Here is a 14,019-nt window from a genome sequence, read left to right on the forward strand (position 1 = left end):
GCCAGCGCGGTGGAATCGGGCGGTTTAAATCTGTAGGAGCCGGCTTGCCGGCGATGGCGGTGTGTGTGGCGCCGCAAATCCCACGGATCGCATCGCCGGCAAGCCGGCTCCTACAGGGTGAGTTGAAGGTAAATTGGTGCTTGACCAACACCCGCTGCTGCCAGGGCAACACCCCGGCAGCAGTCCACTCAGAAGTCGTAACTGACGCTGGTGTAGTAGAACGCGCCCTGGGCACCCTCAGGGCTGGTGATCGAATACTTCGGCACGCCGTACAACTGCGCCCCGTCAGCCTTGTCCGGATGGGTATCGAAGAGGTTGATCGCCCCCACGGACACCTTCAGTGCTTTGTCGAAGGTGTACGACAAGTCCAGGTCCGTCACCCATTGCGGGCTGTAGGTCTGGTCCAGGTTCGGGTTGGTCGAGTTGAGACTTTTCCATTCGCCATAGCGGCGCTGTGACAGGGTGACGCCCCAGCCGTCATACAGCCAGTTGGCGCTGAGGATCAGCTTGGAGTCGGGCGTGCCATCCTCGATCAGGCCTTGGGTGGTGCGGCCGACAATCTGCGAGCCCTTGATGTTGCCGACGTCACGCAGGGCGGTGATTCGGGTGTTGTTGTGGCTCACGCCGGCATTCAGGTTCAGGCGTCCCCATTGCTGCAGGTCCAGTTGATAGTTGCCGGCCAGTTCGACACCGTCGGTGCGGGTGTCGGCCACGTTGGTGTAGAAGGCCGCACTCTGGATATTCGCGTAGGGCGTTCCGGCAAAGATGGGCGACACCACCGACGCGGGCAACTGGTCGGAAAGGGTGATGCGGTTGTCGATGTCAATGCGGTAGGCGTCCAGCGTCACCGATGCATTGGCCAATGGACGCCAGACCAGGCCCAGGGAATAGCTGGTGGATTCTTCCGGTTTGAGCGATGTCCCACCCAGCAGCCTGGCTTCCGGGCTGTCGGCGCGCAACGTCCGTTGCTGCACTTCGACAAAGTTACCGCTGCCAGGCGGTTGCTCGACCACTTGCACGCTGAACGAGGACAAGCCGCTCTGCACCAGGGATGGCGCGCGATAACCGGTGCTGGCGGTGGCCCGGGCGGCGATCTGCGGGGTGAAGTCGTAGCGCAGGGAAAGTTTGCCGTTGGTGGTATCGCCGAAGTCCGAATAGTGCTCGGAACGGACGGCGACACCGGCCTGGAATTTCTCGGTGATCTGGCCTTCGACGTCGACATAGGCGCCCGCCACGTTGCGGTCCAGTGAGGCGGCATCGACCTGGGTGATGCCCGAGTAGTAGCCCGGGATGCGTCGGCGGGTAACCGGGTCGACCGTGTTGAACAGCGGGCCGTTTTGCCAGCCAGCGGCCTCGCCCGGGCTCAGCTCGTAGTTCTCCCGTCGCCAGGCCACGCCGGCGGACAGTGTCAGTGGTTTGAACAACAGGTCGGTCGGGAAATCCCGCACCCAATCGAGGGTGACGTTGCTCTGGTCGGCGTCGCGTTCGCCGGTAAAGATCTTTTCCGGGCTGTTCACACCCCAGCTGGGGTTGATGGCGTTGCGGTCGGTGGACTTCAGGGTATTGTCGCCATGGTTGACGGCGAAATCGAACGTGCCCAGTTGCTCATCGTCGTAGCGCAGTCCGCCGGTCAACGCATAGTCTTCCAGCGAGTAACGGGTGATCGGTACACGGCCGTCCGGGAAACGCTGCAATGCGGTGCTGCTGTAGTTGTTGCGCAAGGTCGTGGGCGGGTCGAAGAAGCCTTCGGCGTCGGTGTTCTTGTGGGAATAGGTGGCAAAGCCGTAGGCCGTCAAACCATCGCCAATGCCGATTTCACTGTTGGCGGCGACGTTGTACTGGTCCGACACATTGCCCGAGCCCCAGCGCCAGGTGCGATAGCGGTTGTTCTGCTCGCGGGGCGTGTTGATGCTGGTGGAGCCGGGGTAGAAAATCCGGTTGTCCGGGTTGGTGTCGCTGGCCGGGTCTTGATTGCCGGCATCGAAACTCAGGGTCAGGAAGCCGTCATTGGGCAGGGCGACGCCTTTCCAGCCGCTGAGTTTGCGCTGGATGCCGTCGCCCTTGTCGTAGCCGCCGAAGCGATAACCGAGGTTGCCGCCGTTGTCGTTTTCTTTGAGTACGATGTTGATGACCCCGGCGATGGCGTCCGAGCCGTACTGGGCCGCCGCGCCGTCACGCAGGATCTCCACTCGCTGGATCGAGCTCAGGGGAATCAGGCTCAGGTCGACCGCTGCCGCGCCACGCCCGTTGACCAGGCTTTGGCGGGTGACGTTGGCGCTGGTGTGGCGGCGCTTGCCGTTGACCAGCACCAGCACCTGATCGGATGCCAGGCCCCGCAACGACGCACCCTGGGCGATGGAACCGGCAAAGGCGCCCTGGGGCGACTGCGGATAGGTGAATGACGGTGACAGGGCGGTGAGGGCGCCGGACAGGTCGCTGGCACCGGTTTCTTCGAGCTGTTCAGCGGACAGCACGTCAATCGGTGCGGCGCTTTCCAGCGCGGTCAGATCGCTGCGCCGCGTACCGAGCACGACCACTGTGTCCAGGGGATCGCTGCTGGCGGCGGGTTGGGTGTCGGCAGCCACGACAGGCACGGCAAGGCTGCCAATGACCAGCGCGATAGCGCCGGCCAACGGAGTACGTTGGAGCATAAAAAGATTCCTTTCAGACAAGGCTTTTTGTAGGAGCTGGCTTGCCAGCGATGGCGGCCCCCAGAGCGATGCAAGGCTTGCGGCCCTCATCGCCGGCAAGCCGGCTCCTACGGTGAATGTGTGGATACCGGGGGACCGGAAATCGATGGGTATTGCATGGATATCGGTGTTCTTTTGTAGGAGCTGGCTTGCCAGCGATGGCGGCCCCCAGAGCGATGCAAGGCTTGCGGCCGCCATCGCCGGCAAGCCGGCTCCTACGGTGAATGTGTGGATACCGGGGGACCGGAAATCGATGGGTATTGCATGGATATCGGTGTTCTTTTGTAGGAGCTGGCTTGCCAGCGATGGCGGCCCCCAGAGCGATGCAAGGCTTGCGGCCGCCATCGCCGGCAAGCCGGCTCCTACGGTGAATGTGTGGATACCGGGGGACCGGAAATCGATGGGTATTGCATGGATCTCGGTGTTCTTTTGTAGGAGCTGGCTTGCCAGCGATGGCGGCCCCCAGAGCGATGCAAGGCTTGCGGCCGCCATCGCCGGCAAGCCGGCTCCTACGGTGAATGTGTGGATACCGGAGACCCGGAAATCGATGGGTATTGCATGGATCTCGGTGTTCTTTTGTAGGAGCTGGCTTGCCAGCGATGGCGGACTTCAGAGCGATGCAAGGCTTGCGGCCCCCATCGCCGGCAAGCCGGCTCCTACAGGGTTATGCGTTGAGATCAGAAGCGGCTGGTCACGCTCAGGCCGACGGTACGTGGGTCGCCGTAGGTGATGACGTATTGGCCCAGTGTCCCGTTCGGACGGCCGTGAACCTGATAGCGACGGTCGGTGACGTTGTTCACGTAACCGGTGACGCTGAGATTTTCATCCGGGCTGAACCAGGTCAGGCGAGTGTTGGCCAGGGTGTAGTGGGGTTGGCTGAGGGTCTTGTCCACACTGCTCTGGCGGTCAGCGAGGAAGTATTCCTTGTCGCGAAAACTCACGTCGCCGCCGGCCACCAGCTTGCCGCCGACTTCCAGCGGGAAGGTGTAGTCGGCACCGAGTGCGACCACATTGCGCGGCGAGCGCACGAAGCTGTTGCCGCTGTAATCACCCGTGACGACCCCGGTGTTGGGGTTGGTGTTCTTGAAGTCGGTGTATTCGGTGTCGAGGAACGATACCGCGGCACGCAGGTGCAGGAAGTCAGTCGGCTGGGCTTCAAGCTCCAGTTCGGCACCTTTGACCGTACCCTTGGCGCCGTTGGTCAGCGCCGTGGTGAGCACGCCGTTGTTGACCGTCAGCAGGTTCACCTGAATATCCGAATAGTCGTAATAGAAGAGGTTGGCGTTGGCCGTCAGGCGATGGTCGAACCACTCGGATTTGAGGCCGAGTTCGTAGGCGTCGAGTTGTTCCGGGTCCACCGTGGTCAGCTGTGAAAGGCTGGTGGACAGGCCGGTGTTGAACCCCCCGGAACGGAAACCGTGGGCATAACGGAAGAATACCCGGACGTTGTCGTTGATCCGGTACTCGGGCGTCAGGTCATAGGTCCAGGCGTCCCAGGTCTTGTCTTCCTGACGATTGCCATTGGTGCCGACGCCACGCAGCGGCACCAGCGGGCCGTTGGCCGTGATGCGGGTCAGTTGCGTCAGGTCGAGGTCGATGTCTTTCCTTTCCTGGGTCCAGCGCAGGCCGCCCGTCACGCTGAAATCATCGGTGAAGTCGTAGGTCAGGTTGCCGAACAGCGCGTAGCTGTCGGTCTTGTGGTCATAGCTCAGGTCACGAAAGTCGGTGACGCCGCCGATCTGGTTGGAACCGGTGCCGTTAGGTGTCGGGCCCGGTGTGACAATGCGCTGCGCCGAGCTGTCGAGGTCCTCATGGAAGTAATGAGCGCCCAACAGCCAGCGCAGGGTTTCCTGTTGCGGCGATGCCAGTCGCAGTTCCTGGGAATATTGAGCGTATTTGTTGTCGGTAATCGCTGCGCCGTTGACTTCAAAAGGCGTGTAGTCGGCGTCGCTGGTCGCCTGGTTGCGAATGTAGTCATAGGCACTGATGGAGGTCAGGGTGTAGTCACCCAGGTGCCAGTTCAGGGTCAGCGACGTGCCGTCGTGATTGAGCTTGGAGTCTTCATTGACGTTGATTGCGATATCGCGCCCATTGGGTCTTTCGTAGCCAACGTTGTAGTAACGCCCGACCGTGAGCGAGCCGTTGCTGCCGTCGCCTTTGAATTCGCGGCTGTGAACCTTCAACAACGCCTCGAGATCATCATTCACCTGAGCAAGAAACTGCAGGCGGACGGCTTTCTTGTTCACGTCGCCATAGGTGTTGTCGTCGACCAGGTTCTCCTGGTAACCGTCACGTTCCTCGGAGTAAAGCGCGACCCGCGCCGCGAGTTTCTCATCCACCAGTGCTCCCCCCAGAGCGCCGCTGACGATGCGTTCGTTCTTGGTGCCAAACCCGATCGTGCCGTAGCCGTCGGTGTCGAAGGTCGGTTTTTTCGAGATGACATTCACCGCGCCCGCGGTGGTGTTCTTGCCGTACAGCGTGCCTTGCGGCCCCCGCAGGATTTCGATGCGCTCCAGGTCGAACAGCGGCCCGCCGCCGGCAATCGGTGCGTTTAGATACACATCATCGGCGTAGATCCCCACCGGGAAAACGGTTGCAGCGCCCGTATCACCCGTACCGAGGCCACGGATGTACCAACGGGGCCGGCCATCGCCGTCCGGGTTTTTTGCCGAAACGTTGGGAACGAATGTCGTGATGTCACCCATGTTGCGCACGCCATCGGCGACGAGGCTGGTGCCCTGTATCGCCGACACCGCTATCGGGATTTCCTGCAGGGTTTCTTCCCGGTGTTGAGCGGTGACGGTCACGGTCTTGAGTGAAGGCTCGGCAGCGGTCTTGCCGCTGTCGACCTCGGTGGATTCTGCCGCCAGCAATCCTTCGCTGACACCGCCCCCGGCGAGTAACAAGGTTAGCCAGATACTTTTGGTGATTGGATTAAGTTTATGCATTTAAGTCTCCCCCGATAAAGTCTCACTAGAGGGGGTAGAGCAGAGATCGTGCCAAATGTTTTTTTGAATGTGTTAGTTTTTTTAAGTAGATGAAAAATATAGAAAATAATCTTTGTATGAGTTTGGCTAAAAGCCATTTTTCATGAATTTATTAGTTGGATTCAGTGGGTGGTGAAGAGCCTGTCAGGCATTCAGCATAAGTTGCTTGGCGGGTGTTGCTGGAGCAGCAGGAATCGAGCGGGGGAGTGTTGCCTGGCCAGCAACTCATTGGCCTTGCGGACGCCATCGCCGGCAAGCCGGCTCCTACAGGTTTTTGCGTCGAAGCGGAACGTATTCTGTAGGAGCTGGCTTGCCGGCGATGGCGTCGTCACAGGCGATGAAAATCTCAAACCGCCAGGCGTGAGGTCGAGCCGATGACCTTTTCCAGCACACTGAAATCAATCCAGTCGCGCACATCGAAACGCCGTGGAATAAAGTCCCAGCGATGCAGGAAGTCAGTGAAATCCTGCAAGGCTTCAATGGATCGTGCATCCAGCGTCGTGCGCAAACGCCGATGAGCGTCTTCGCCGTACGCGGCGGCGACCCAGTACTCGCTGGTGTTCAGTTCACGGGCCAGGAAGCGCCGGGTTTCGTCCGGATTGGCCCAGGCCCATTGCTCGGTGCGCAGCACGGTATCGACGATTTTCACGCTGGCGTCGAAATGCTCATGCAGCAGGTGGGTGTCTACGGTGAGGGTCCGTGGCGTGCCGTTGTTCGAGCGAATCAGCGGGTCAGGGTGGGAGCCAGTATCGACGACCACCTGCAAACCGAATTCGTTGGCCAGGTGCACGGCGTGTGCGCCCTTGAGAAAAATCGCGTCGATGTCGCCGCGCAACAAGCCGATCAGTTCGTTGTTACGACGGCTGACGCGCGTGACACCGAGGCTGACCTCCGAGCCGTAGACATGCTGTTTCTGGTCGTCGCTGTAGGTGCCGCCATAGGGATAGTCCACCAGCTCGACATCGGACACGTCCAGGCCTTCGAGCTTGAGGGCGTTTTCCAGCCCGCGCAGGGCCTGGGCGCGAGTGAAGTCGATCTGCACGTTGGCCCATTTCGGCAGCCCGAAGCGGCGGTTCTTCAAATCGCGAATGCTCTTCACACCGCTTTCCGCAGTGGTCAGGATCAGTTGCACCTCGTCGCTCCAGGACAACCCCAGCACCCGGGTTTGTACGCCGCTGGCATAGGCCCAGATGGCCGGGATATTGCCGCCGTGACGGACCGAGTTTTTCAGGTGATGGTCGTAGTGGGCTTCGCGAACTTCCCGTTCACTGGACTCGCGCAGGGATTGGATATTGGTGCCAAACGGCTGAAAGGCTTGCGCCAGTCGACCGGATTGCACGGCGATGCCAAGCCCCGTGGGAACAGGGCTATGGGTATACCAAAGCGTATCGAGTGGTTTGCTCATAAAGTCCTTCAGTGCCAATCCATGAAACCTGGCGGGTTAGCCTGCCAGTGCGGTGTTTGTTTGCAGCAACGCGTGCAGCGGTCGAGGGTCGATCCAGTCGCGCACGTCGAAGCTTGTCGGGATGAAGCGCCAGCGATGCAGGAAGTGGGTGAAGTCCTGCAGGGCGTCGATGGCCTGTTCATCCAGTTCGGTGCGCAAGCGCAGATGAGCATCGTTGCCATAGGCGGCGCTGACCCAGTACTCGCTACTGTTGGTTTCGCGGGCCAGGTAACGGCGGGTCTCTTCGGGATGGGTGTGGGCCCACTGTTCGGCGCGCTGTACGGCATCGAGAATGCCGGTGGCGATATCGAAGTGGTTATCCAGCAGGTTCAGGTCCACGGCCAGCGTGCGAGGGGTGCCATTGTTGCTGCGAATCAGGGGCTCGGGGTGCGAGCCGGTGTCGATGACGGTATGCAGGCCGAACTCATGGGCCTGCCGCGCGGCGCTGGCGCCTTTGAGGAAAATGGCATCGACCTCGCCACGCAGCAGGCCGACCAACTCCAGGTTGCGTCCCTCGACCCGCTGAGGGCTCACTGGCGTGCCGTTTACGGTGCTGACCTGCGGATCGCTGAAGGTGCCTTCATAGCGGAAGTTCACCAGTTGCACATCGCCGACCTGCAGGCCTTCCAGAATCAGGGCGTTTTCCAGCCCGCGCAGGGCCTGGGCGCGCGTGAAGTCGATTTGCGCGCCGGCCCAGTCGGGCAAACCGAAACGCCGTCCCTTGAGGTCCTTCACGGTTTTGATGCCACTGTCTGCACGCGTCAGGATCAGTTGCACTTCATCGGCCCAGGACAGGCCGATCACCCGCGTCTCCCGGCCTTGGGCCCTGGCCCAGATGGCCGGAATGTTGCCGCCGTGGCGTACCGAGTTGCGCAGGCTGTGGTCGAAGTGCGATTCACGTACGGCCTTGTCGGTGGATTCGCGCAGCGACTGTACCTGGGTGCCCAGCGCGCCGACGGTGTCTTGCAGCCAGCCTTTCTGCACGGCGATGCCCAGCCCGGTGGGGACCGGGCAGCGGGTGTACCAAAGGGTGTCGAGGGGTTGAGTCATCAAGGGTTCTCCCGCAGCGCTCAGGCGCTGGCCTTCAAATGAGTTGCCGGTTGCACGGCAGGACGTTGGTGCACCAGCGGCAGCACTTCCTGGCCGATGCGCAGGGCTTCTTCCAGGTGTGGGTTGCCCGCCAGGATGAAGGTCGAGAATCCGGCGTCGCGGTATTCCGCCAGGCGTTCGGCGATGTTCTGGTGGCTGCCCACCAGGCCTACGGTCGGCCCCGGTTTGGCTTTGGCGAAACCGGCCCACAGGTTCGGACCGATGATCAAGTCGTCGAAACGGTCGATGTTCTGGTGGTAGGCGGTTTGCCGTGCACCCCCCACCGAATCCGATCCGCTGGTAAAACCCTTGGCGAGCGTGCTGCCCTGGCCTTCGAGTTTGTCGAACTGGCGACGCAAGTCTTTCCACGCCAGCTCTTCGGTTTCCCGGGCGAACAGGTCGACCCTGAGACCGAAGCGCACAGTTCGCCCTTGTTTGTCTGCCAGTTCGCGCACCCGTTCGATATGCGGCTTGAGCTTGTCGATGGGCTCGGCCCAGTTCAGGTAAACGTCTGCGTGCCTGGCGGCCACGTCCAGGGCCGCGTCGGAGAACCCGGAAAAATACACGCCGGGTTTGCGTTCGTTGTGCAGGCCGTGGGGCAGGGCGCCGTTCTCCAGTTGGTAGATGTCGCCGTCGTAGGAGAAACGCTCGTTCTGCCAAAGGCCCTGGATGATGTCGAGGAATTCACCGGTGCGCTTGTAGCGCAGGTCATGTTCGAGGAAGTCGCCGTTGGCTCGCTGACTGGCCGGGTTGCCACCGGTGATGATGTTCCACTCCAGGCGACCGCGGCTGAGGTTTTGCAGAATGGCCGCTTGTTGTGCGGCGTAGGCCGGCAAGGTCCAGGTGGCCTGGAACGCGATCAGGAATTTGATGCGACGGGTTTCCCGGGCCAGGGCCGCTGCGACAATCCATGGCTCGGGGCCTGTGGGCAACAAGGCCCCTTCGAAACCTGCCAGCTCCGCGGCCTTGGCCACTTGAGCGATGTAGTCGATGTAGGTGAAGTCGTCCGGTTCGCCGTTGGGCAGGCGCCCCGGTGCGATGTTGCCCGGGCGATAGTGAGGATTGCCACGGTTGTGTTTGTCGGTGGTCAGTTGCGGACCGTCGGTGCCCAGTGGCAGGCGCCAGAAAAATTCGGTGGTCATGGGTTGCTCCTGATTCAAGTACGCGATACGTCGCGCCGGTGCGAGGATGTCTTGTCAGGGAGGATTGCAACGGACATGCCATGCTCGGCGCGCCGGGTTTTGGCCAACGGGGCCGGGGGGGTGGCGAGGATGGGAGGAGGGCGGGAGGCGAGGGGTGCTGCTGTGGCAGCAGTCCGTCAGCAACGGTTGTTCGGGGGGCAGCAGGTGGGTTGGGTGGTGCTTTGGCGGCACGCGTTTCTGTAGGAGCCGGCTTGCCGGCGATGGCGGTTCGGAGGGCAGCCGGTGGGTTTGGTGGTGCTCTGAAGGTCGCCATCGCTGGCAAGCCAGCTCCTACAGGGGGGACGCGATTGTGTAGGAGCCGGCTTGCCGGCGATGGCGGTCTTGATGACGCCGGTGCAGCCGGTGGGTTTGGTGGCGACGATGGCGGTCTTGATTACGCCGGTGCGGTGGCGACGATGTCGTCAATCGAGGCGCCCGCTTCGGCGCTGCGCAGGTAGGTCTGGTACAGCGCCGCATAGGTGCCGCCCTGATCGATCAATTGGCGGTGGGGGCCTTGTTCGACCAGCCGGCCGTGGCGGATGACCGCAATGCGATCGGCATCGCGGATGGTCGCCAGGCGGTGGGCAATGATAATGGCCGTGCGACCCTCGCAAAGCCGGCGAAACGCACGCTGGATGCGGCGCTCGGTATGGATGTCGACGGCCGAGGTCGCTTCGTCCAGCACCAGTACCGCGGGGTCTGCGAGGTAGGCGCGCACCAGACAGACCAATTGCCGCTGGCCATGGCTCAGGTGTCCGCCCAGTGGACCGACTTCGGTCTGGTACTGGTGCGGCAACCGCTCCAGCACTTCATCCGCACCCAGCTCCCTGGCCGCTGCGATCAGGCGGGCATCGTCGGCCTGCGGCGCCGCCAGGCGCAGGTTGTCGAGAATGCTGCCACTGAACAGCACGTTGTCCTGCAGGACAACGCCGACGTTGCGCCGCAATGCTTGCTGGGTCAGGTCACGGATATCGATGCCATCGAGTTTCACCGCCCCCGATTGCACTTCGTAGAAACGCGTCAGCAACTGCACCAGGGTGCTCTTGCCGTGGCCCGATGGCCCGACGATTGCCAGCACCTCACCGGCACGAATGTGCAGGTTCAGATCGTCAATGACCGGCGACGGACTGTCGGCGTTGTAGGCAAACCGTACGCCCTCGAAACTCACTTCCCCCCGGGCCTTGGCGAGGGGCTGAGCGGTGGCGCTGTCGCTGATCTGCGGCCGGGTGTCGAGCAACAAAAAGATCCGCTGTGCCGAAGCCGACCCGGTGGCGTAGCGCTCGAACAGGTCTGAGAGTTCCTGCAATGGCCCCAGAAACAGGAACACATAGAACAGGCTCTCCGCGACCTGGCCAACGGTCACATCGGCCTGTGCCAGGCCATACGCCCCCACCAGCAACAGCAGCGCCATGCCGGCCGAGCTGAGCAGGGCGGTGAATGGCGCGAACCAGCTTGAGCGCAGGCTGCCACGGATCAGTGCGTGGTTGAAATCATCCAGCAGTGCGCGATAGCGCCGCAGGTTCGGCGCTTGCTGGGCGCACTGCTGCAACATGCGCGAACCGTTGACGCTCTCCACCAGATGGGCGGTGAAGCGGCTACGGTTCTCCGCCACCTTGGCCCAGTTACGTTGGGAAATGCGCTTGAAACCCCAGGTGGCCAGCACCAGCAACGGCACGGTGGCGGCGAGGCTGAGAAAGAATCGCGGCTCGATGCGCCACAACATCACCGAAGCCAGCCCGCAGCGCAGTAACGCGCCCAGCAGCTCAGGCGGACCCTGGATCACCAGGGGCTCAAGGGCATCGACATCACGGTCGACGCGGGAAATGATGCGCCCGGCCTTGGTCCGGTCGAAGTAGCTGACGCTCAAGCCCTGGACATGCGCAAACACTTGCACCCGCAGGTCATTCAACACCCGGATCGCCGCGCTGCCGGCCACGTACTGTGAGACCCCGGCGAGCAGGAAACGCCCGAGCCAACTGGCCGCCAACCCCAGGCCGAGCCAGAGTACGAGGCGCTCATCGAGCAACCAGTGATCGTTCTGTTGAATCAGCCCGCGATCGAGCAGCTCACGGACGAACCAGGGCCGCAGGAACACGGTGAATACCAGCAAAAGCTCAATGCCGATGACCCCGAAAATATGTCGGCGAATCGGTTTCAGCAGCGGCAGCAGTCGACTGAACATGCTGCGGTCCAAGGCCTTTTTGGCCAGCATTTCTTCAATTTCGATATCGCTCAGGGCCTTGCCGGCGATTGGGTTAGCCATGGTCGATCCCTAGCAGGTCGCGGTAGTCAGGAGAGGTTTTCAACAGTTGTGCATGGGTGCCGCTGGCGGCGATGCGACCGTCCTGAAGCATCAGCACGCGGTCGGCCAGGAGAATGGTCGAGAGCTTGCTGGAGATCACCAGCAGGGTGGTGGCCCGCCCTTGGTTGCGGCGCAACTGGCGAATGTTGTTCAGCACCTGGCGTTCGCTGATCGCATCCAGCGCGCTGGTGGCATCGTCCAGGCACAGAATGTCCGGTTCGCCGAGCAATGCGCGGGCCAGGCTCAGACGCTGGCGCTGGCCACCGGATAATGTCACGCCGCGATCGCCCAGGGGTGTGGCCAGTCCTTGCGGCAGGCGCTCCAGCACATCGTCGGCGGCGGCCAGGCGCAATCCCTCACGCAGCTGCCGATCACTGGCATGGGGCGCGGTCAGGCGCAGGTTGGCTGCGAGGGTGTCGGAAAACAGAAAGCTTTCCTGGGGGACCACGTGAACCCGGCGTCTCAGTTCGTCCAGTTTCAATTGACGGATGTCCTGCCAGCCCGCGCTGTCCGAACCGATCAGCACGCGCCCGGAACTGATATCGCTCAGGCGCGGCAACAGGCTGGCCAACAGGCTTTTGCCCGTGCCGGTGGCGCCCACCAGCGCGACGATTTCACCGGGCAGCAGGGTCAGTGAACAGTCCCGCAGAATATCCAGCCCGCCGTCGGGAGCACTGATGCTGACGTGCTCCAGCTTCAAGCCCAGCGGCGAGTCGGGCGGGCTGGCATCGCCACTGCGGATCGCAGTCGGTTCGTCCAGCAATTGCCAGATCCGCTCGGCGCTGGAGCGGGCATCGGCGAAGGTCTGCATGACGCGGCCGATGCCTTCGATGCGAAACACCAGGGTGGTGGCAATCAGCAGCGAGGTGACCAGTTCACCGATGCCGAGCTGGTCGCTGGCCACCAGGTGGGCGCCATAGACCAGAATCCAGACATGCCCCAATGCGACGACAGCCTGTGGCAACGGAATTCGCGAACTGGAGTAGGCGAGGGCGTGACGGGCGTGGTCGGCGAACACCGTCACTTGAGTGGTGAAACGCTGGATGCGGCTGTCTTCCAGGCCAAACGACTTGATCACCCGCACGCCGCCAATGCCTTCGCTGAGGTCCTGGTTGACCCGGTCGTAGGCTTGACCAACGGCCCGGTCGAGGCTGACCAGGCGCTCGGTCTGGCGCACAAAGATCCATAGACCGAACACGGTCAACATGAGCGGCACCAGGCCCAGCAACGGGTTGTACCAGCCCAGCAGGCCGACGGTCGCCAGCACCACCAGTGGCGTTTCCACCACCTGGCGCCAGAAGCTGATCAGGGCGTCGCGAACCTTGTCGGCATCACGGGTGGTGCGAGTGATCATTTCCCCCATGCCGTGTTGCCAGTGATAGCCCAGGTGCAGGTGCTGTACCTGTTGCAGGATGCGTTCACGCAGGCGCGTCAGCAGTTCCTGGCTGAGTACCAGCGACAACACGCTCGCAGCGTATTGCAACACGCCACGGCCCAGGGCGACGGCGAGCATCAGCCACAGCCAGTACCAGGCCAAACTCGCGTCGAGGCTGCCATCGGCTTGGCGGATGACCGCGCGACCGGCGCTGACGTCGTTCACCGCGTGCCCGATCAGCCATTGCTGCCAGACCAGCCCCAGGTTCACGGCAATGAACAGTAGCGCCACCAGGGCGAAGCGCCAGGGCATTTCCCGGTAGATCGCCAGGCTGCGCAATAGGGGGTGTTTTTCGATCATGGAAAAGCCTTTTGTGGATGCCGCGGGAAATTTGCGTCGGTCACAATGTGTAGGAGCCGGCTTGCCGGCGATTAGGTCCTTGAGCCCTGTGGCGTTTTCGAAGCCGCCATCGCTGGCAAGCCAGCTCCCACAGAGGGTGTTCGTTTCACGCAATTCCTGTAGGAGCCGGCTTGCCGGCGATTGGGGCCTTGAGCCTTGTGGCGTTTTCGAGGCCGCCATCGCTGGCCAGCCAGCGTCCACAGAGGGTGTCCGTTGCATGCGATTCCTGTAGGAGCCGGCTTGCCGGCGATTGGGTTCTTGAGCCTTGTGGCGTTTTCGAAGCCGCCATCGCTGGCAAGCCAGCGCCCACAGAGGGTGTCCGTTGCACGCAATTCCTGTAGGAGCCGGCTTGCCGGCGATTGGGTCCTTGAGCCCTGTGGCGTTTTCGAAGCCGCCTTCGCTGGCAAGCCAGCTCCCACAGAGGGTGTTCGTTTCACGCAATTCCTGTAGGAGCCGGCTTGCCGGCGATTGGGTTCTTGAGCCTTGTGGCGTTTTCGAGGCCGCCATCGCTGGCCAGCCAGCGCCCACAGAGGGTGTTCATTGCATGCGATT

Annotated in this window: 8 protein-coding genes; 1 reads left to right on the forward strand and 7 read right to left on the reverse strand. The window is 62.2% G+C overall.

Annotated elements, in window-relative coordinates; all coding sequences use genetic code 11:
• Positions 1-188: 188 nt before the first annotated feature.
• Positions 189-2,651, reverse strand: coding sequence for a TonB-dependent receptor plug domain-containing protein (locus tag AB7M25_RS12085; RefSeq protein ID WP_429390024.1), 2,463 nt, complete (start codon positions 2,649-2,651; stop codon positions 189-191).
• A gap of 145 nt (positions 2,652-2,796) precedes the next feature.
• On the opposite strand from AB7M25_RS12085, the gene AB7M25_RS12090 reads away from it, so the two are divergent.
• A complete protein-coding gene (locus tag AB7M25_RS12090) occupies positions 2,797-3,420 on the forward strand; it encodes a hypothetical protein (protein ID WP_454237345.1) in 624 nt (207 codons plus the stop codon).
• On the opposite strand, the gene AB7M25_RS12095 is transcribed toward AB7M25_RS12090, so the two are convergent.
• The 6 genes from AB7M25_RS12095 to AB7M25_RS12120 form a co-directional block, all read right to left on the reverse strand.
• Positions 3,368-5,638: a TonB-dependent receptor gene (locus AB7M25_RS12095; RefSeq protein WP_454237346.1), complete on the reverse strand. Its 2,271-nt coding sequence runs from the start codon at positions 5,636-5,638 to the stop codon at positions 3,368-3,370. The two genes, AB7M25_RS12090 and AB7M25_RS12095, sit on opposite strands and share 53 nt — an antisense overlap.
• Before the next feature lie 385 nt (positions 5,639-6,023).
• On the reverse strand, positions 6,024-7,082 hold the full coding sequence (locus tag AB7M25_RS12100) for an ABC transporter substrate-binding protein (protein ID WP_429389911.1): 1,059 nt from the start codon (positions 7,080-7,082) through the stop codon (positions 6,024-6,026).
• A gap of 36 nt (positions 7,083-7,118) precedes the next feature.
• A complete protein-coding gene (locus AB7M25_RS12105) occupies positions 7,119-8,171 on the reverse strand; it encodes an ABC transporter substrate-binding protein (protein ID WP_429389909.1) in 1,053 nt (350 codons plus the stop codon).
• A 20-nt stretch (positions 8,172-8,191) separates the two neighbouring features.
• Positions 8,192-9,352: an LLM class flavin-dependent oxidoreductase gene (locus AB7M25_RS12110; RefSeq protein ID WP_429389908.1), complete on the reverse strand. Its 1,161-nt coding sequence runs from the start codon at positions 9,350-9,352 to the stop codon at positions 8,192-8,194.
• A gap of 433 nt (positions 9,353-9,785) precedes the next feature.
• The gene (locus tag AB7M25_RS12115; RefSeq protein ID WP_429561709.1) at positions 9,786-11,654 is read right to left on the reverse strand and encodes an ABC transporter ATP-binding protein; all 1,869 of its coding nucleotides are present in this window, start codon (positions 11,652-11,654) and stop codon (positions 9,786-9,788) included.
• Positions 11,647-13,428, reverse strand: a complete 1,782-nt coding sequence (locus AB7M25_RS12120; RefSeq protein WP_454237347.1) for an ABC transporter ATP-binding protein — start codon at positions 13,426-13,428, stop codon at positions 11,647-11,649. Before AB7M25_RS12120 ends, AB7M25_RS12115 begins: the two co-directional genes overlap by 8 nt.
• Between the last annotated feature and the right edge of the window lie 591 nt (positions 13,429-14,019).

Source organism: Pseudomonas sp. AP3_22 TE3818 (assembly GCF_053628995.1).

Bases quoted from the DNA above. Each gene is read 5' to 3' on its own strand.
- AB7M25_RS12085 (WP_429390024.1), bottom strand. From the start codon at position 2,651: ATGCTCCAACGTACTCCGTTGGCCGGCGCTATCGCGCTGGTCATTGGC.
- AB7M25_RS12090 (WP_454237345.1), top strand. From the start codon at position 2,797: ATGGGTATTGCATGGATATCGGTGTTCTTTTGTAGGAGCTGGCTTGCC.
- AB7M25_RS12095 (WP_454237346.1), bottom strand. From the start codon at position 5,638: ATGCATAAACTTAATCCAATCACCAAAAGTATCTGGCTAACCTTGTTA.
- AB7M25_RS12100 (WP_429389911.1), bottom strand. From the start codon at position 7,082: ATGAGCAAACCACTCGATACGCTTTGGTATACCCATAGCCCTGTTCCC.
- AB7M25_RS12105 (WP_429389909.1), bottom strand. From the start codon at position 8,171: ATGACTCAACCCCTCGACACCCTTTGGTACACCCGCTGCCCGGTCCCC.
- AB7M25_RS12110 (WP_429389908.1), bottom strand. From the start codon at position 9,352: ATGACCACCGAATTTTTCTGGCGCCTGCCACTGGGCACCGACGGTCCG.
- AB7M25_RS12115 (WP_429561709.1), bottom strand. From the start codon at position 11,654: ATGGCTAACCCAATCGCCGGCAAGGCCCTGAGCGATATCGAAATTGAA.
- AB7M25_RS12120 (WP_454237347.1), bottom strand. From the start codon at position 13,428: ATGATCGAAAAACACCCCCTATTGCGCAGCCTGGCGATCTACCGGGAA.